The organism is Pseudarthrobacter sp. CCNWLW207, assembly GCF_037203945.1.
GTDB lineage: Bacteria > Actinomycetota > Actinomycetes > Actinomycetales > Micrococcaceae > Arthrobacter.
Genome location: NZ_JBBCBS010000002.1, coordinates 102,040 through 118,922 on the forward strand (window position 1 = coordinate 102,040; position 16,883 = coordinate 118,922).

19 protein-coding genes are annotated in these 16,883 nt (G+C 64.1%); 11 read left to right on the forward strand and 8 right to left on the reverse strand.

Annotated features, from left to right (window positions below; all coding sequences use genetic code 11):
• Nucleotides 1–2: 2 nt before the first annotated feature.
• From V9L17_RS03520 to V9L17_RS03530, 3 genes are read left to right on the forward strand one after another with little or no spacing between them, the layout of a single operon-like run.
• Nucleotides 3–584 (forward strand): tripartite tricarboxylate transporter TctB family protein, encoded by a 582-nt coding sequence (locus V9L17_RS03520; protein WP_337350480.1) that lies wholly within the window; start codon nt 3–5, stop codon nt 582–584.
• Between the two features lie 9 nt (nt 585–593).
• Nucleotides 594–2,123 carry a tripartite tricarboxylate transporter permease gene (locus V9L17_RS03525; protein WP_337350481.1) on the forward strand — a complete coding sequence of 510 codons (1,530 nt, stop codon included), beginning with the start codon at nt 594–596 and terminating at the stop codon, nt 2,121–2,123.
• Nucleotides 2,120–2,545, forward strand: coding sequence for a universal stress protein (locus V9L17_RS03530; protein ID WP_337350482.1), 426 nt, complete (start codon nt 2,120–2,122; stop codon nt 2,543–2,545). The genes V9L17_RS03525 and V9L17_RS03530 overlap by 4 nt, the downstream gene beginning before the upstream one ends.
• On the opposite strand, the gene V9L17_RS03535 is transcribed toward V9L17_RS03530, so the two are convergent.
• Entirely contained in the window at nt 2,542–3,147 is a 606-nt protein-coding gene (locus tag V9L17_RS03535; RefSeq protein ID WP_443198005.1) for a TetR/AcrR family transcriptional regulator, read from the reverse strand. The genes V9L17_RS03530 and V9L17_RS03535 overlap by 4 nt on opposite strands.
• A 271-nt stretch (nt 3,148–3,418) precedes the next feature.
• Between V9L17_RS03535 and V9L17_RS03540 the strand changes: the two genes are divergently transcribed.
• From V9L17_RS03540 to V9L17_RS03550, 3 genes are all read left to right on the forward strand, one after another.
• Nucleotides 3,419–4,807, forward strand: coding sequence for a flavin monoamine oxidase family protein (locus tag V9L17_RS03540; RefSeq protein ID WP_337345213.1), 1,389 nt, complete (start codon nt 3,419–3,421; stop codon nt 4,805–4,807).
• A 538-nt stretch (nt 4,808–5,345) separates the two neighbouring features.
• A complete protein-coding gene (locus tag V9L17_RS03545) occupies nt 5,346–6,719 on the forward strand; it encodes an MFS transporter (RefSeq protein ID WP_337350484.1) in 1,374 nt (457 codons plus the stop codon).
• Nucleotides 6,720–6,849: 130 nt separating this feature from the next.
• On the forward strand, nt 6,850–8,169 hold the full coding sequence (locus V9L17_RS03550; RefSeq protein WP_337350485.1) for a BNR-4 repeat-containing protein: 1,320 nt from the start codon (nt 6,850–6,852) through the stop codon (nt 8,167–8,169).
• 4 nt (nt 8,170–8,173) lie between these two features.
• On the opposite strand, the gene V9L17_RS03555 is transcribed toward V9L17_RS03550, so the two are convergent.
• The 4 genes from V9L17_RS03555 to V9L17_RS03570 all read right to left on the reverse strand — a co-directional run bounded on the left by V9L17_RS03555 (nt 8,174) and on the right by V9L17_RS03570 (nt 11,268).
• Nucleotides 8,174–8,776 carry a DUF6919 domain-containing protein gene (locus V9L17_RS03555; protein ID WP_337350486.1) on the reverse strand — a complete coding sequence of 201 codons (603 nt, stop codon included), beginning with the start codon at nt 8,774–8,776 and terminating at the stop codon, nt 8,174–8,176.
• A gap of 80 nt (nt 8,777–8,856) precedes the next feature.
• Nucleotides 8,857–9,837 (reverse strand): TM2 domain-containing protein, encoded by a 981-nt coding sequence (locus tag V9L17_RS03560; RefSeq protein ID WP_337350487.1) that lies wholly within the window; start codon nt 9,835–9,837, stop codon nt 8,857–8,859.
• A gap of 206 nt (nt 9,838–10,043) precedes the next feature.
• Complete coding sequence (locus V9L17_RS03565) at nt 10,044–10,382, reverse strand: hypothetical protein (protein WP_337350488.1); 339 nt, start codon at nt 10,380–10,382, stop codon at nt 10,044–10,046.
• Between the two features lie 133 nt (nt 10,383–10,515).
• A complete protein-coding gene (locus tag V9L17_RS03570) occupies nt 10,516–11,268 on the reverse strand; it encodes an amidohydrolase family protein (RefSeq protein ID WP_337350489.1) in 753 nt (250 codons plus the stop codon).
• Nucleotides 11,269–11,409: 141 nt separating this feature from the next.
• Here V9L17_RS03570 and V9L17_RS03575 point away from each other — a divergent pair, with 141 nt between their 5' ends.
• On the forward strand, nt 11,410–12,420 hold the full coding sequence (locus V9L17_RS03575) for a phosphotransferase enzyme family protein (protein WP_337350490.1): 1,011 nt from the start codon (nt 11,410–11,412) through the stop codon (nt 12,418–12,420).
• Between the two features lie 11 nt (nt 12,421–12,431).
• Here the strand turns inward: V9L17_RS03575 and V9L17_RS03580 are convergent, their stop codons facing one another.
• Entirely contained in the window at nt 12,432–13,079 is a 648-nt protein-coding gene (locus V9L17_RS03580; protein ID WP_337350491.1) for a hypothetical protein, read from the reverse strand.
• Nucleotides 13,080–13,193: 114 nt separating this feature from the next.
• On the opposite strand from V9L17_RS03580, the gene V9L17_RS03585 reads away from it, so the two are divergent.
• Nucleotides 13,194–13,574 (forward strand): VOC family protein, encoded by a 381-nt coding sequence (locus V9L17_RS03585; RefSeq protein WP_337345223.1) that lies wholly within the window; start codon nt 13,194–13,196, stop codon nt 13,572–13,574.
• A 104-nt stretch (nt 13,575–13,678) separates the two neighbouring features.
• On the opposite strand, the gene V9L17_RS03590 is transcribed toward V9L17_RS03585, so the two are convergent.
• Nucleotides 13,679–14,083 (reverse strand): DUF5997 family protein, encoded by a 405-nt coding sequence (locus V9L17_RS03590; protein WP_337345224.1) that lies wholly within the window; start codon nt 14,081–14,083, stop codon nt 13,679–13,681.
• On the opposite strand from V9L17_RS03590, the gene V9L17_RS03595 reads away from it, so the two are divergent.
• The gene (locus tag V9L17_RS03595; protein ID WP_443198001.1) at nt 14,046–14,885 is read left to right on the forward strand and encodes a LysR family substrate-binding domain-containing protein; all 840 of its coding nucleotides are present in this window, start codon (nt 14,046–14,048) and stop codon (nt 14,883–14,885) included. The genes V9L17_RS03590 and V9L17_RS03595 overlap by 38 nt on opposite strands.
• A 161-nt stretch (nt 14,886–15,046) precedes the next feature.
• Complete coding sequence (locus V9L17_RS03600; RefSeq protein WP_337345226.1) at nt 15,047–15,592, forward strand: MarR family winged helix-turn-helix transcriptional regulator; 546 nt, start codon at nt 15,047–15,049, stop codon at nt 15,590–15,592.
• 69 nt (nt 15,593–15,661) lie between these two features.
• On the opposite strand, the gene V9L17_RS03605 is transcribed toward V9L17_RS03600, so the two are convergent.
• Nucleotides 15,662–15,997: a hypothetical protein gene (locus V9L17_RS03605; RefSeq protein ID WP_337350493.1), complete on the reverse strand. Its 336-nt coding sequence runs from the start codon at nt 15,995–15,997 to the stop codon at nt 15,662–15,664.
• A 114-nt stretch (nt 15,998–16,111) separates the two neighbouring features.
• Here V9L17_RS03605 and V9L17_RS03610 point away from each other — a divergent pair, with 114 nt between their 5' ends.
• The gene (locus tag V9L17_RS03610; protein ID WP_337345228.1) at nt 16,112–16,882 is read left to right on the forward strand and encodes a LamB/YcsF family protein; all 771 of its coding nucleotides are present in this window, start codon (nt 16,112–16,114) and stop codon (nt 16,880–16,882) included.
• The last annotated feature ends 1 nt before the right edge of the window (nt 16,883 follow it).

Here is a 16,883-nt window from a genome sequence, read left to right on the forward strand (position 1 = left end):
CTGTGAAAGGAACCCCCGCAGTGCCCGCCGGAGGCAGCACGTCAGCTGCCTCCGGCGGGGACAGCCCGAGCACCCTCCCCAGCGAAGTTCCCGATGACCTGACACCAGAGCAACTCGCAGCCCAGTGGGAAGAGGAAAAGCCTCCCGCGGCCGGGGCCCTCGCCAACGCGGCGTCGTCGCTGGTGGTCCTTGGCGTCGGAATTGGCGCGGTCATCCTCTCGGTCTCCATGGGGCTGGGAACGCCAGACAAGCCCCAGCCTGGCCTGTGGCCGTTCATCATCAGCTGCGTCATGGTAGCCCTTGGACTATTTCAACTAATCCTGGGCCGGCACAACCGCGATGCGGAGAAATTCACCCGGATGTCCGCGGCACCGCTGACCGGCCTGGTGACGCTCGCCGCCATGGTGGCCCTGATGCCGCTGATCGGTTTTGAGCTGCCGGCCCTGGTCTTGTGCCTTATCTGGATGCGCTTCCTGGGCGGCGAAACGTGGCGCTCCACGCTGGTAGTCAGTGCCGCCGTCGTTATTGCCTTCTACGCAATCTTCGTCCTGGCGCTCAACACCTCCATTCCCCACCTCTTCTAGGAGACCCCCGTGGATTTTCTGAATCCCGTTATCAACGGATTTGCGGTTGTCCTGGAGCCGACCAACCTCCTCTACTGCCTGATCGGCGTCGTGATCGGCATGCTGATCGGTGTGCTGCCCGGCCTTGGACCGGCGGCAACCATCGCAATCCTGCTTCCGCTCACGTACAACGTGGAGCCGGTCACCGCCATCATCATGCTGGCCGGCATCTTTTACGGCGCGCAGTACGGCGGCACCATCACCTCCGTGCTCCTGCGGCTTCCCGGTGAAGCGTCCTCAGTTGTCACCGTCTTCGACGGCTACCAGATGGCAAAGCAGGGCAGGGCAGGAACGGCTCTGGGGCTGGCCTCCATTGGATCCTTCATCGGTGGCACAGCAGCCATCATCGGCCTGACGTTCCTGGCGCCCATCGTGGCAAGTTTCGCCCTGGACTTCGGTGCACCCGAGTACACCGCCCTGGCCATGCTCGGTATCCTCCTTGTGGCCACCATCAGCAGCGGTTCGAAGGCCAAGGCACTCATCGCCGCGGCCCTTGGGCTCCTGCTCGCCACCGTGGGCCGCGACATTTTCACCGGTGAAAGCCGGTTCACGTTCGGCAGCCTGCAACTGGCCGACGGCCTGGACTTTGTGCCGATCGCCATGGGCATCTTCGGCCTCGGCGAAATCCTCTACAACCTTGAGGAACGCCACCGGGCCGCCAAGGCGCCGTCGAAAGTCACTAACGTCTGGCCTTCAAGCAAGGATCTCAAGCAGGCCTCCGGCGCGATCGGCCGAGGTTCCGTGCTGGGCTTCTTCCTGGGCATCCTGCCCGGCGGCGGTGCCACGATTGCGTCCATGGCCTCCTACGCCATGGAGAAAAAGCGGGCCAAGCAGCCCGAACGCTTCGGAAAGGGCGCACCCGAAGGTGTGGCCGGCCCGGAAACTGCCAACAACGCTGCCGCGACGTCTTCCTTTATCCCGCTGCTGACCCTTGGCATCCCCGCCAACGCCACCATGGCGCTGATGTTCGGTGCGCTGCTGATCCAGGGCGTCACGCCCGGACCGCAGCTGGTGGAGCAGAACCCGGAACTCTTCTGGGGCGTGGTGAACTCCATGTACATCGGCAACGTCCTGTTGCTGATCATGAGCCTGCCGCTGGTGGGAATCTTCGTGAAGATCCTCCGCGTCCGGGCTGCCATTCTGGCACCCGTCACGGCCCTGATCACCCTGCTGGGTGCCTACACCATCAACAACAGCATGTTCGACGTCACGCTCGTCGTTGTGTTCGGCATCATCGGCTACCTCATGAAGAAGTTCGGCTTCGAGCCGGGACCCCTGGTGCTGGCCTTCGTGCTGGGCGAACTGCTGGAAAGCTCCATGCGCCGCTCGTTGCTCATGTTCGGCGGCGACTCCTTGGGCTTCTTTGGCCGTCCGATCTCCGCAACCCTTCTGGCGGTCTTCGTCCTGGTAGCCGTCCTTCCGGTCATCCGCGGTGCTATCGCCAAGCGCAAATCAATTGCCCCCACGGCTGTCACGCCGGAAATCAAGGAGAAGGTATGAGCATCATCGTCGGATTCGTCCCCACGCCGGCAGGAGAAGCCGCGCTGACGGCAGGCATTGCCGAAGCCAAGCTCCGCAACGAGGACCTGGTGATCGTCAACTCGGCAAGGGAAGGCGCGCTGGTGGACAAGTCAGTGGCACCGGACAATGTCCTGGCACGGGCGGCCAGCCGCGCGGCAGAAGCCGGCGTCATGGCCACCGTGATCCAGCCCCCCTACCAGCACGACCTTGCCGATGAGTTCCTCGACGTCGCACGTGAGGCCAATGCATCACTGATCGTCATCGGGCTCAGGCACCGGACCCAGGTAGGAAAGTTCATCCTGGGAAGCCATGCCCAGCGGATCCTGATGCAGGCCGACCGCCCGGTCCTCGCCGTCAAGGCGGGCGGCGCCTGGGAAGTACCTCGTTCAGCGCGCCCTTAGCGCCGCAGCGCCCCGAGTCCAGTGATGAGTGCATCGAGCCCCAGGCCGAAGGCTACGTCCGCGGGGCGCTCGTCGCCCCGCGCCGCCAGGCTCCGTACGGCCGCAGTGAAGTGCGGAGTCGCATCGGCCATGCTGCCGGCGTCGAAAATGTCCGCCGGCGCCGTGACGTCATAGGCCGAGCCGAAAATGAATGACTCCAGGGCCACGATCGCTGACACGATCCGCTCTTCGGGAAAGCCTGCCGCCACGAAACCGGCGCTTACGGTCTCGTACATGGCCAGGGTCTGAGGTGCGTCCGTCACGGGCAGGACCGCGATGACCGGGATCAGCGGAGTGTGCTGGGCAAAAACGTCGCGGTAGCTCCACGCCCACGTCCGCACGGCGTCTTCCCACGGCCGCGCCCCAAATCCCGAAACATCGACAAGGGCCGCGAGGTGGTCCTCCACGAGCAGGAGGACATCACGCTTGGAGGCCACATGGTTGTAAAGGGCCGACGGCGCCACGTCCAGTTGGCGTGCCAAGGCAGCCATCGTGAGGCCGTCGTAGCCCTTCTTGCCGATGAGTTCCAGGGCGGCTGCCGTAATGCCGGCTTGGTCCAGCAGGGCCGCCGAGGGGCGGCCGGCCCGGCGTCGTCCGCCCTTTGACCCGTCAGCGGGTCCCGTGGCGACGCCGGCGGCGGTACTGGTGCCGGCTTTTCCGGCGGTGGTTCCTGGTGCGGCGGCAGCCGGCATGGTGCGGGCCCTTTCGTGGGGGGTTCCCCAGCATTATTCCACCCACGTCTTCCCGAGCGCGGCGCGAACCGCTATAGTTCTAATAAATGAATGGCATTCATTTAGTGGCGCGTATCACTGGCGCAGCCACAGAGAGGACATCATGCTGAACCTAAACCGCGACGTTGTGGTCGTTGGAGCGGGACCCTCCGGGTTGACCGCAGCCCGTGAACTGAAGAAAGCGGGACTGACCGTGGCCGTGCTGGAAGCCCGGGACCGCGTGGGTGGCCGCACCTGGACGGACACCGTGGACGGGGCCATGCTGGAGATCGGCGGCCAGTGGGTCTCGCCGGACCAGACGGTGCTCCTGGACCTGCTGGATGAACTGGGCCTGAAGACCTATTCCCGCTACCGCAGTGGCGAGTCCGTCTACATCGGAGCCGACGGCAAACCTGTTCGCTACACCGGCGACTCCTTCCCGGTGGACCCGGCCACCGCCGTCGAAATGGACAAACTCATTGCCCTGCTGGACGGACTGGCCGCCGAAATCGGTGCTACCGAACCCTGGGCGCATCCCAAAGCCCGGGACCTGGACACGGTTTCCTTCCACCACTGGCTGCGCGCCAACTCCGACAACGAGGAAGCGTGCAACAATATCGGGTTGTTTATCGCCGGCGGCATGCTCACCAAGCCCGCGCACGCCTTCTCCGCGCTCCAGGCCGTGCTGATGGCAGCCTCTGCCGGGTCCTTCACCCACCTCACCGACGAGGACTTCATCCTGGACAAGCGCGTGGTGGGCGGAATGCAGCAGGTCTCCCTGTTGCAAGCGCGAGAGTTGGGTGACGACGTCGTCCTCGACAGTCCCGTGCGAACCATCAACTGGGAGCATGATGAGGACGGCCACCGCGTCACCGTCGTATCCGAGCGGGCAACCGTGAACGCACGGTTTGTGATCATGGCCGTGCCGCCAAACCTTTATTCGCGTGTTTCCTTCAACCCGCCGCTGCCGCGCCGCCAGCACCAGATGCACCAGCACCAGTCGCTGGGCCTGGTCATCAAGGTCCATGCCGTCTACAGCACGCCGTTCTGGCGCGAGGAGGGCCTTTCCGGGACCGGATTCGGCGCCGGCTCGCTGGTCCAGGAGGTCTACGACAACACCAACCACGGCGATGCACGCGGGACTTTGGTGGGCTTTATCTCGGATGAAAAGGCCGACGCCGTCTTCGAGTTGGGTGCCGACGAACGCAAGCGCCTGGTGCTTGAGTCGATCGCCGGGTTCCTGGGGGACAGGGCGCTGGACCCTGAGGTGTACTACGAATCGGATTGGGGCTCCGAGGAGTGGACCCGGGGCGCATACGCGTCCAGCTACGACCTGGGCGGGCTCCACCGCTACGGAAAAGACCAGCACACCCCCGTCGGCCCCATCTACTGGTGCTCCTCGGACCTCGCCGCGGAAGGCTACCAGCACGTGGACGGAGCCATCCGAATGGGCCGGCTCACTGCCGCCCGAATTGCCGAAGTTGCCCGTGTGGCCGAGCCGGCCGGGGTGTAGCTGTCAGCCGAGTCAGGACTCGGCGGCCCGATTCCAGGGTGGGCGGCCTCAATGAAGGCGGCCCACCCTGGGGTGGGCCGACCCCTTCGCCTATACGGTCGAAAAGTAACCATTCGTGGCAGTCAGGTAGTAGAAAGGGGTGAATCCGGTTCTTTCGCCGGCCGGGATATTGCACCGAACAATTGATGCGTCCTCCAGCCTCGATAAGTGATATTGCACACTTGCCCGGGGCGAGCCGACGGCGTCGCTAATGTCCGATAAACGGCTTGCTCCGCGCAGTGCCAGATGGTCAATTATTTGGGTGCGGACAGGGTTGGTCCGGAGCTCGATTATTCCCCTTGTGATGGGATCTGCAATTCTTGTGCCCGTCATGGTGCCGTTCATCCTGCCGCCTTTCAAAAGTTGAATCGCAATTACACCCCAGCAGTGTTGCGGGCACATGTCATCCGGGTTATTCATGCCGTTCGACTCACGATGGAACCGAGTATGATGGTTAAGCTCGTCGACAGCGGGGGTAGCCCGTAAGAAGGAAACGCCTATGAGTTCGGCGAAGCAGTCCAGCATGCAGCAAACGGGGGCCCTTCGGCAGAAACCGTTGATGAACATGCGGCAGATCCTCTTGATGAATATCGGGTTTTTCGGGATCCAGTACAGTTTCGGGATGCAGCAGACCGCGATTAACCCGGTCTACGAGTTCCTCGGCGCAGACCCCGCCGATCTGCCCATCCTCAACTTGGCAGGGCCGATCACCGGCCTCCTCATCCAGCCCCTCATTGGTGCCCTCTCGGACCGCACCTGGAGCCCTCGGTGGGGGCGCCGCAAGCCGTTCTTCCTCATTGGCGCAATCGGCTGCGCCCTGTGCCTGTTCCTATTCCCCTTCGTCACCGCGGTCTGGATGGCGGTGATGTTGCTGTGGCTCCTGGATGCGAGCAACAACACGGCCATGGAGCCGTACCGTGCGTTCATCGCCGATAAACTGCCTCCTTCCCAGCTCGGTAAGGGCTTCCTGGCCCAGGCGTTCTTCACCGGCCTCGGCATCACCCTGGCCAACATCTCCCTGTTCGTCTTCCAGCAATTCATCCAGGGGGCCACCGAAGCCGGCATCCCGTACTGGGTGGTCGGCTCATTCATGGTTGGTGCCGTGTGCTCGATCGCCACAGTGCTCGTCTCCGTCCTGACCACGCCGGAGATCCCGCCATCCAAAGAGGAGCTCGCGGCATTGCGAGCGAAGAAGGGCGGCCTCGTTCCCGCGGTCAAGGAGATCGCTGAGGCGATTCGCGTGATGCCGCGCCGGCTGCGCAAGCTCGCAGTTGTGTACCTGTTCCAGTGGTACGGCATGGTCTGCTACTGGCAGTTCGTGGCTCTGTCCGTTGCCAAGTCAGTGTTCCCGGACAACCTGCAAGGCAAGGAAGATGCTGTCGCCTGGACCGGCCTCGTCAACGGCTGGTACAACATCATCACCTTCAGCGTCGCCTTTGCCCTGGTTGCCTTCGCACGGCGTCGCGGCGCCAAAATGGTCCACTGCGTGTGCCTGTTGCTGGCGGCTGCCGGGCTGGTGATCTTCCCGTTCATCGACAACAAGTTCCTGATCTTCCTCCCGATCATCGGCCTCGGGATCGCCTGGGCCTCCATCATGGGAGTGCCCTACATCATGGCAGTCCGGATGATCCCCTCAAACAGGTACGGCGTCTACATGGGCATCATCAACATGATGATCGTGGTGCCAATGATGATTCAGTCGGTGACGTTCGGTTGGATCTACGAGCATCTGCTGGGAGCCAACCCGAACAATGCGATCGTGTCCGCCGGTGTGCTCCTCGGTCTGGCCGCGGTCACCATGCTGTGGATCAAGGAACCGCCGATCATCGACGACGTCGACGACGTCACCCACGTCCCGGCGTCCGCGCATTGAGAGAGGCAGCCATGCAATTCTTGGTGGGGGACAAGGTAGTTAGAAGCCGCCATAGTCGGGCTGGAGGAAGCAAGTTGACTACGATGGTCGTAATCCTTCTTTTGAAACGATGCAACCACAGGGGAACTCAATGACGAACGCTCCAGTAACGCTCAACGACAACGGTGCCTGGTGCTGGTTCCAGGATGAACGGGCGCTGATCGATCCCGTGAACAACACCCTGCTGGTGGGCTCGGTCGCCGCACCCGAGGGGCCGGGCGGCGAACACCGCTGCGGCAACATCGAAGTGGCGGTCCTGGACCTGGCCACGGGTGTCAGCCAAGTCCACGTCCTCCACGAGCAGCTCGAATCGGACGACCACAACGCGCCGGCGCTGCTGATCCGTCCGGACGGGCGCTACCTGGCGATGTACGCCAAGCACAAGACGGACAATTACTCCCGCTGGCGCGTTTCAGTCCGGCCGCATGACGCCAGCGAGTGGGAGCCCGAACAGGCCTTCGACTGGACCGAACTCGCAGGCGGCCGCGGCGCCACCTATTCCAACCTGCACCGCCTCGCCAACGAGTCACGGACCTACAACTTCGTCCGTGCCATCAACGATGACCCCACCCTGATGGTTTCCGACGACGACGGCGCCACCTGGAGCTATGGCGGAAAGCTCTTTACCCGTCCCAAGGTGGGCTACGTCAACGGCTACACCCGGTACTGCTCCAACGGCACGGACCGGATCGACCTCATCTCCACCGACCACCACCCACGGGACTACAACAACAGCATCTACCACGGCTATGTCCAGGGGGATGCCCTGCACGATGCGGCCGGGCAGGTCATCAGCAAGCCCGTGATCGGGTCCGCCGGCGTCAGCCAGGTTGGGTTGACCACCATCTTCGAGGCAGGCACCGAGCTCGACGGCGATGTCCTCACCCACGGATGGACCGCCGACCTGCGAAGGCAGGGAGGCCAGCTTGCCGCGATCATCACCTGCCGCGCCAACGACGTCAACGGTGTGCTGAAGCGGGAGCAACGCCTCGACGTCGACGATCACCGCCTGCTGTACGCACGCTTTGACGGCTCGGCCTGGAGCCTCCACCCGCTCGCCGTCGCGGGGCCCGCCCTGCTCCCGCACGAACAGGACTACACCGGGCTGGGTGCCGTGGATCCTCACGACCTTGACCACGTTTACATCTCCGCGCCGGTGGATCCGCGCTCCGGAGGCCCGACGGACCACTACGAGATTTATTCGGGACGGACGTCCGACGGCGGCGCCAGCTGGGACTGGGAGGCCGTCACCTCCGATTCCGAAGTGGACAACCTGCGCCCCATAGTGGTCCCGGGGGACGCAGGCGTGCATGCCCTCTGCTGGTTCCGGGGCTCCATGCGGTCATCCCAGTCGTACAACACGGAGATTGTCACCGTCGTCACGGAGAACAGGGGAGCTGAGGCCCGGTAGGCGCCTACTGCCGGGCGGTCAGTGCGGCGAAGACAGCCGGGAGCAGGACGTCGTTCCTGCCCCACACGGGGTCCAGGATCTCCACGTACCAGGAGTCGGCCAGCAGCAATGCCAAGCTTTCGTTGCTTTCCTCCGCCCAGTCCCGAATCTGATCCTCAGTGACCGGATTCTCACTGGAACCCAACACTGTCACTACCTCGCCGCCGTCGAGCGTTACCGCTATGGACGCCCTGCTGGACTCACCGGGGGCGTGGGCCACGGTGACGAGGTCGGACCGGGTGGACAGAGCCAGCAGGTCGGCGGCGGTTTCGGCGCTGCAGAATCCTGTGACGTACTGGCGCTGCGCGCTTTCCCCGGCCTGCAGGCCGGGCTGGGATTCCTTGGTGAAGAGACCACTTCTGTTAAGAGCTGCCAGTTCGACGGCGATGGGTTCAGTTTCGTCGTCATAGCGGACCGTGAAGGTAGCCGCCTGGTACTCACTTTTCCCTTCGAGCCAGCGCGCCGTCAGTTCCCCGGCGGCATCAAGAGTGGTGGCTTGCCGCCAGGCACCCTTGTCCTCCAGGTTCCTGCCGAACTGGTCACGGACTTCCGCTTCTGTGGGTTCCATCCTCGGATGCTACCGGCGTCTTGTGGCTGCACTCCAGCCACAACGACACAGCACTTAACCTCGGACCTGTGGGCGTGGATTTACAACTGACCCACAGGAGCTGTCAGCGTGAAGGTCGATGCCTTGTCGCCGTAGTCATCGCTGATCTCGATGGTGGTGGGTCCGTTCTTGATGTCAAATGCAATCACTCCACTGTGGACCTGGCCAGCCGGGCTGTCCATCTCGCTCGGCAGGGCACCCTCCTCCAGATAAATGCCCTCGCCCTCGTTACCGTCCGCATCGTAGGCCTCAAAGTTGGCAGGGCTGGGGGAGCTCATTCCAGTGAGCGTCTCCCAAGACACCTCCACCAGAAGGAACCCGCCGTTGTTCGGAGTCATGTAGGACATGGAGGGAATCTCTGTGACATAGAGGGAATCTGTGACGGTGACCTTTGCTGTGTTGCCCTCGGACACAGTAACCACGAAGGAGTTGGCGTTACCGGAAGGTGGTGCGGGTGCTGCTTCGCTGGCGGTGTCCTCCGCAGCGGCCGACTGTGTGGCCGGCGACTTCTGAAGCTGCTCCATCATTGCTGCGGTGGACGCAATGGCAACGAGCCCATACAGGATTCCCACGACCAGCCCGACGAGCCACACGACGCCCGTGACGATCCATGCCGTCTTCTTGTTCTCCGTGTACCCCTCCAGCGGACGGCCGTCTTTGTCCCTGGCATTGCCGGTCAACGTGATGATCAGGTCAACGATGGACCAGATGCCGAGTCCGCCGGCGGTCAGCAGCTTGGCAATGCCGGTGCCGATCTTGCCCAGGTAAAAGCGGTCTACACCCAGGCTGCCGAGGAGGAGAGACAGGATCCAGGTGGTCATGAAGGACTTGCCCGGACCATTGGTGTAGGGAACGTAGCCGTAAGGGCCTGAACCTGGTCCTGGCTGGTACCCGCCCTGCGGTGCTCCCTGGTACTGCCCTCCAAAACTGGACGGTGTGTTCGGGATCGGTCCGTTCGGGATCGGCGGAGCTCCTGCTCCGGTGTCATTCTGGGGTGAGTTGGGGTAAGGGGGGTGACTCATGTTTGCTGGATCCCGTTTCTGTTTGGCCGATGGCGCTCACAGCACGGGGATCCACGATCGGCTGCCCCCAGTACCGATGATGCTTTGAAAATTCTAGACGACGGTCCGCCGCCTGCGGTCCCCGCGCATGGTGACCCTAGGTATCCCGCGTATACGGAGTGACCATTTCGTCGGAGTAGCGCCACCAAGGCGCTACTCCTTATTCCTTACTCCGCGGTCCTACCCTCTGTGAGCCACAACGTGTCGCCCTCAACCCGGTCCAGCTCATCCGCAGCGAAGTAGGCGTGACCGGCCAGGAAGCCGGACCTGTCGACTTTCACATAGCCAATCCGCAGCAGCCTCTCTGCGGCATGCCGGGGCAACTTGGAGGACACAGCAAAGCCATCGATCACGCTGTTGACGAGGCCTCCTGTTTCAGGGTTTGTCTGGCCATCCGAGGTCACTGCTTCCGGATCGCCCATTTTCAGGTCCTCGACCTTGCCGATCTTCTTCCCATCCGACGCTACGACGTGCATTCCTTCACGCACCTGCTCGATGACCGCCATGACCTTCTCCTTTTGTGCACGCAACCGCTGAGTGCAAGACCAGTTTAAACCTGACGTGTGGCCAGCAATAGGGAGAATTAATAGGCCGACAACGGAGAAGTCATCAGCGGGCGTACCACCGCCCGGTGGGGAGCTATCCCGGCAAACCGTAAAAGCGTGCCGCGTTGTCGTAAAGGGCGAGGCTCGCGTCGTCGGCAAGAATGTCCGCAACGAGTTCCAGGTCGTCCCGATGGAAGGGCACTGGGGCCCTGGTGCTGGGGAGGTCGGTTCCGAACATCAACGCCTCGGGGTTCTCTTGGTGGATCTGTCGGATAGTGGAAGTCACGTCCAGTTGGACCCGGCCGAAGCCTGTGGCCTTCACGCGTACGCCACGGGACACGAGCCGGAGCAGGACGTCGCGATGCGTCGAAGTCATTCCCAAGTGGTCGATGCTCACCTTCGGAAGTGCTGCAATGACCGGTTCCAAGTCAACGAGGTCATTCGCGTCGAGATAGAACTCGACGTGCATCCCTGCAACATCCCATGCTCGTTGCCCAAGTGAGGAAACACTTTCAATTTCTGCGGAGCCGCCCCGGTAGAGATTGAACCGAACGCCGCGGACTCCCGCTTCAGCAAGACGAAGAAGTTCCTCATCGCTTGTCGTCTCGGCAATGTTGGCAACGCCCACGAACATCGGGCCAAGTGTTGCAAGTGCGTCGGTCAGATAGGTCTGGTCGAAAGCCTGGAATGAACCCGAAACCACTGCGCCGCCCGTAACTCCCAGGTCTGAAACGGCGCGCAGATAATCCGTCGCCGTGAACTCGGGCGGCAGGTATCCGTTGTTTCGCACGAGCGGAAAGCGGGAATCGATAATGTGGAAATGGCTGTCGAAAATCCTTCGGCTCATAAGTGTCTTCCTTGTGTGCAGCGTTCTGCCCAGCGCATGTGCGTGTTGGATGTGCAGGTCTTAAGACAGTTTGCAGCACCTCCAGGTGCCGCGCACATCAGTATCCACGGCCTCGAGCATGTCTTGTGCCATATTTGTCCCGTGCTTCCCATTTCCGAAATCTGGCGAATCAGCGGGACCGTGGATGAAAGCTGGCGCAGCCCGGTAGCCGATTCCGTTGCAGCGGCCTGGGGCTTTCCGGCGGACTCCGCCCGGTGGCTGCGGTCGAGTGCCACCCACGTCTTCGTCATCCCGGCCCCGGACGGCCACCAGCCGCCTGCCTATCTGCGATTTGCCCGGGATGGGTCCACGGCCGCAGTGAAGCTCGCCAACTCGGTGCCGCTGCTGGCTGGCTGGGCCGGCCAGGGACTGGGTGCCGTGGCGCCGATCCCGAGCACGAACGGCCAGCTTTCTGAAGCCGTCGAGACTCCGGACGGCCGCGTCGTTGCGATGCTGGTCCCCGCGGCCGCAGGCGCGGAATTTACCGTCGAGGACCTTTCCGCCGGGCAGGCAGCCGAGTGGGGAGCAGCGCTGGCTGGCCTTCACGCCAGTGGAAAGGCAGTTCCGGAGCAGGCGCCGCCCAAGCTCGACGTGCCGCCAGTTCAGAAACAGGCGGCCGGGATGAACCTGGGCGGGTTAGGCGACGGACCGCTGGACCGCGCCATCCGGTCCGTCGAGGACGAAATCGCAAAACTCGACCCGGACCAGTACTCGCACGGCATCTGCCACGGTGACTTTGAATTGGACAACATCCGGTTCGGTCCCGGGGGAGTAGCGTTCTTCGACGCCGATGAGGCTCACCACGGCTGGTTCGCCGCCGACGTCGCCCTTGCCGTCCGGGACCTGACCGGAACCACCCTGGGCTCCAGGGAACGGCCCGAGTTATTGGCAGCATTCCTGGCGGGTTACCGCAGCCGGCGAGCCTTCACGCCAGCCGAGGAGGCCAGCTTGCCCTTGCATTCGTTGGCCGCATCCGCGCGCATGATCCGGCAACTGGAGGGCGTCTTGGATGCGGGCGATGGTGAGCGGCCCGATTGGGTCCGGGAATTGGACGCTTCACTGCGGGAACATCAACGCTGGCACCGGGACCGCCTCCTGCGGAACCGGATCTGACCAGTCGGCACTCATTCAGCGGGCGCCGGAATTCCCGCCGCTTTTTCGGCCTCGGTCAAGGCCAGGCGAAGGCGCGCGACGGCGGGGGCATACCCCTGATGCGGGACGGCCCGTAGCTGCTCGGCTTCCCGCATTGCCCTGATCACTGCCGCAGTTTCGGGCTGCCGGACGTCGGTCATGGCCGGGTAATCGATGCAATAGGCCGGATCCAGCTCATACCGGCTCCACCGTGCCAGCAGCGTGCTGTGTTCAGCCTGCGCTGCCGTATAAAGCGGCTGCTCCTGCCGGCGCTGGCGCCGAGTAGTCTGCCACGCCATGATTCGAGGATGGCTCCGGTAGGCCGCCACCCCCGTTGCTCCGCCCACAGCGGCCAGCACGATCCCTGCCCACGGCGAGGCCAGCGTGGGAATGAGGATCGCGGGGACCGCCACTGCCGAGCCCATAAATACGTCCCAGAACAAGGTGTCGGAGGCCCGGCCGGCCGGCTCCGGCGCAGAGTGCAGGCGCACGGCAAAAACCGTCGCGGCTACCGCGCACGCCAGCACAGCTCCCCAGAACAACAGCTGCCAGGTTCCCGAAAGGACGGATTCAATCAAGGCGGGCACCGCGGCACCTCCCAGCGTCAGGCCCGGCCCAGGACTCCGGGTTGCTTCTTCCATTGCAACCCCTCCGGGCGGCCGGGTCAATGGGTAGGAACGCCGGCAGCGCTGTGGGCGAGCCAAGCCCCTGGATTGAACCTACTCAGCTGCGCCGCCACCGCGTAGCGTATGACCATGCGACTCAAAATGTGCAGCATCCACGTCAAGGACCCCGCCGCGGCCCACACGTTCTACACGGAAACCCTGGGTTTCGAGACCCTGATGGCCATGCCCGAACACAACCTGTTCATCATCAAGGACCCAGGCTCCGACGCCGGGTCGGTGGGACTCCTGTTGGAGCCCAGTGACAACCCCATCGGGGCGGACTACATGAACGCCGTGCACGACGCCGGGCTCCCGGCCATCGTCCTGGGCGTCCCCGATGTGCAGGCGGAGTACAACCGACTGGTCGCCGCCGGCGTCACCTTCCAAGGTCAACCGTCCGAGGACCCCTCCGGCATCAGCGCAGTGTTCGACGACGGCTGCGGAAACTTCGTGCAGCTGCACCAGGACTGACGCCTACCTAGCCCGCCCCCGGACACAACAGAGGCTTGTTCGCAGATCCGAACCACGAAGGTCCGGATCCGCGAACAAGCCTCGAATGCGCGGGGCGAAACGGACTACTCGGCCTTGGCGCGTGCCTTTTTGGCGTCCTTCTTGGCTGCCTCGTCCTTGACCCGCTGGGCTTCGGCGCGGACGGCCGCATGCGTAGCGCGCTCGGTGACCAGCCACGCCGGGGGCGCCTGAAGCAGCGCGGTGATTTCCGCCGTCGTCAGCGCTTCCTCCACACCGCCGCGGGCCAGGCCGCTGATGGAAACGTTCAGCTTCTGGGCCACCACGGGGCGCGGGTGCGGCCCGTTGCGCCGGAGTTCGGCGAGCCACTCCGGCGGGTTGGCCTGGAGCTCGGCGAAATCGGCGCGGGTGATGGTCGAATCCTGGAACTCCTGCGGTGTTGCGGGCAGGTAGATGCCAAGCTTCTTGGCAACGGTGGCCGGCTTCATGGACTGGGAGTTTGCAGAGGTCATGCTTCAAGGGTATCCGGGCGGGCGGTACTGTGAAGACGTGCCCGCTGACAATGAATCCCCGCAGAACGCCGCGCCCTCCGATAACAGCCCCGCTGACTCACCGGAGGAAGCGGCGCCGCGGGTGCTGCGCTTCGCCTACGTGGCCGGCGTGACGCCGGGCAAGTGGATCCGCCGCTGGGAAGAGCGTGTGCTGGATATCCCGCTGCAGTCTTTTATGTCCGACGACGGCGCGCAGCTGGAAGTGCTGCGTGACGGTTCCGCGGACCTCAGCTTCGTCCGGCTCCCCGTGGACCGCGAAGGCCTCAGTGTGATTCCCCTGTATGAGGAGCAGCCCGTAGTGGTCGCCCCCAAGGGGCACGAGATCTCGGTGTTTGAGGAAGTGGCGCTGGCGGACCTGGCCGAAGAGACGTTCCTGGACGTGGCCGAACTCGGCGGAGCCGAAATGGCCATGCAGGTGGTGGCCTCCGGGGCGGGCCTGGTCATTCTGCCAATGTCCGTGGCGCGCCACTTCAACGTCAAGGACACCGTTGCCCGGCGCCTGACTGGTGCGCCCGCCACGGAGATCGCCGTGGCCTGGCCCAGCGAATCCACGGACGAGATCATTGAAGAGTTCATCGGAATTGTCCGTGGCCGGACGGCGCAGAGTTCGCGGCAGCCTTCAGCCCAGCAGGAAAAGCCTAAGCGGGAACCGAAGCCGGACCGGCGGGGACCTGCGGTCAAGAAGCCCAAGGTGGCGCAGCGGTATGCCCCGAATCCGGACAAGGGCCGGGGCAAGGGCTCCCGGAAAAAGGGCAAGCGTTAGAGTTCCAGAGCCCAACCAGCGCATAATCGGCCACCGGCCAAGGGAGAATAATAAGCATACTTGCAATTCATATGGTAAGCATGCTTATTGTGGAGGCGGAAGCGGTGCACCAGAAGAGGTGCCACCACGCCCAATCCGCCATCCACAGGAGGCCGCGGTCGATGAGCAGCAATCTTGATCCAGATGCCCGGAACAGCTACCGCCTGCTGACACTGGCCGCGCGAATGGTCCAGCGGCGGCAGGACGATGCCCTTGCGCCGCTGGGCCTGACCCGCGCCGCCGTCATCGCCCTCGAGGGTCTTTCGGCCGGGCCGCTCAACCAGGAACAGTTGGCAGCCGCAGTACACGTGCAGAGCCAGACCTTGGGCCGGGTCCTGCTCCGGCTGGAGGGGACGGGACACATCACGCGGACGCGGCAGACCGTTGACCGCAGGCAATTCAAGGTTGAACTCACCGAAGTCGGCGCCGCAGCCCTGGCTGCAGCAGCGCAGGCTGAGATCCGCGCCTATCCGCAGGACCCGGCCATCGGGTGGAAAGTCCTCCGGGAGGAACTTGCCAAGCTGGTAGGTTCCCTTCCGAGCCCGGACCCGGACTCCGCCGTCGTGCGGTTCCCTGAGCCGGAGGACCGGCATCCCCGCAGCGCGGGAGACCATGCCGCCAAGCTCCATGGGGTGGATAGTCCGAATGTCGAGCATCGGCGCGGGTGAGCTGCGCTGAGCCGCCCGGGAGGGCCCCGGCCCTGAGCGCGGCCGGTTCGGTGGGTGGGGGACCTGCAGCTAGGCCGGGCAGGCTTCCTTCAATGCTGTAACCGACTCGGCGGGAACTTGGTCGCCGGCTTCGGCGATCTCGCCCAGCGGGGTTGTGATGTCTGAGGGGACGCCGGCTGTTTCGGCGGCGGCCACCAGCCCGCCAAGTACTGCCTTGTCCTCCACGCTGACCAGGCCATCCTGGATCACGGCGCAGATTTGCCTGGTGACCTCATCCGCCGCGGCGGTGGCCACCTTCGAGGCGGCGTCGCTGGCGGCTGTTTCGGCGGCCTCCTGCACCGATCCGCAGCCGGCGAGGACAAGCATCAGGGGGACGGCGGACAGGGCGGCAAGGCAACGTTTCATTCCTCCAGCCTAGCGGCCCAGGAAAATTCGTCCGATTCAATATCGTTGGATTGTTGAACAATCCGAGGATTTAGGGCATTCTTGGTAGAGCACACCCATGAGATGAGGATCACAATGGCAAGCATCGACCTGAACAGTGACGTAGGCGAATCGTTCGGACGCTGGACGCTCGGCGATGACTCGGCCATGTTCCGCTCTGTCAGCAGCGCGAACGTGGCGTGCGGCTTCCATGCCGGCGATCCCAGTGTGATCAGGGCAACGTGCCGCAAGGCCGCGGCCGCGAACGTGGTCATAGGCGCGCATGTGGGCTACCGGGACCTTGCTGGCTTCGGCCGCCGCTTCCTGGACATCAGCCCCGGCGAACTCGCGGACGACGTCGTCTACCAGCTCGGCGCGCTGCAGGCGCTGGCCGCTGCGGAAGGGGCCCAGGTCCGGTACGTCAAACCCCACGGCGGCCTGTACAACGCCATCGTCCATCACACGGCCCAGGCGCAAGCGGTGGTGGACGCCGTGAAGTCCGTGGATCCGGGACTTCCCATTCTTGGCCTTCCGGGCTCCGAGGTGCTCCGGCTCGCCGAAGCCGCCGGGCTGCGGCCGGTCACTGAAGCTTTCGCGGACCGGGCCTACAACCCCGACGGCACCCTGGTTTCCCGCACCCTGCCCGGCGCCGTGCTGGAGGACCCAGCGCAGGTGGCCGAGCACGTGCTCCGGATGGCCACCGAATCATCCGTCCGCACCGTCGACGGGTCCGTCCTGAAGATCCACGCCGAAAGCATCTGCGTCCACGGCGACTCCCCCGGCGCCGTGGAGATGGCCATCGCGGTCAAAGACGCGCTTGCCGCCGCCGGTGTCACGATCTCGGCCTTCGCCGGAGCGGCCGCGTGAT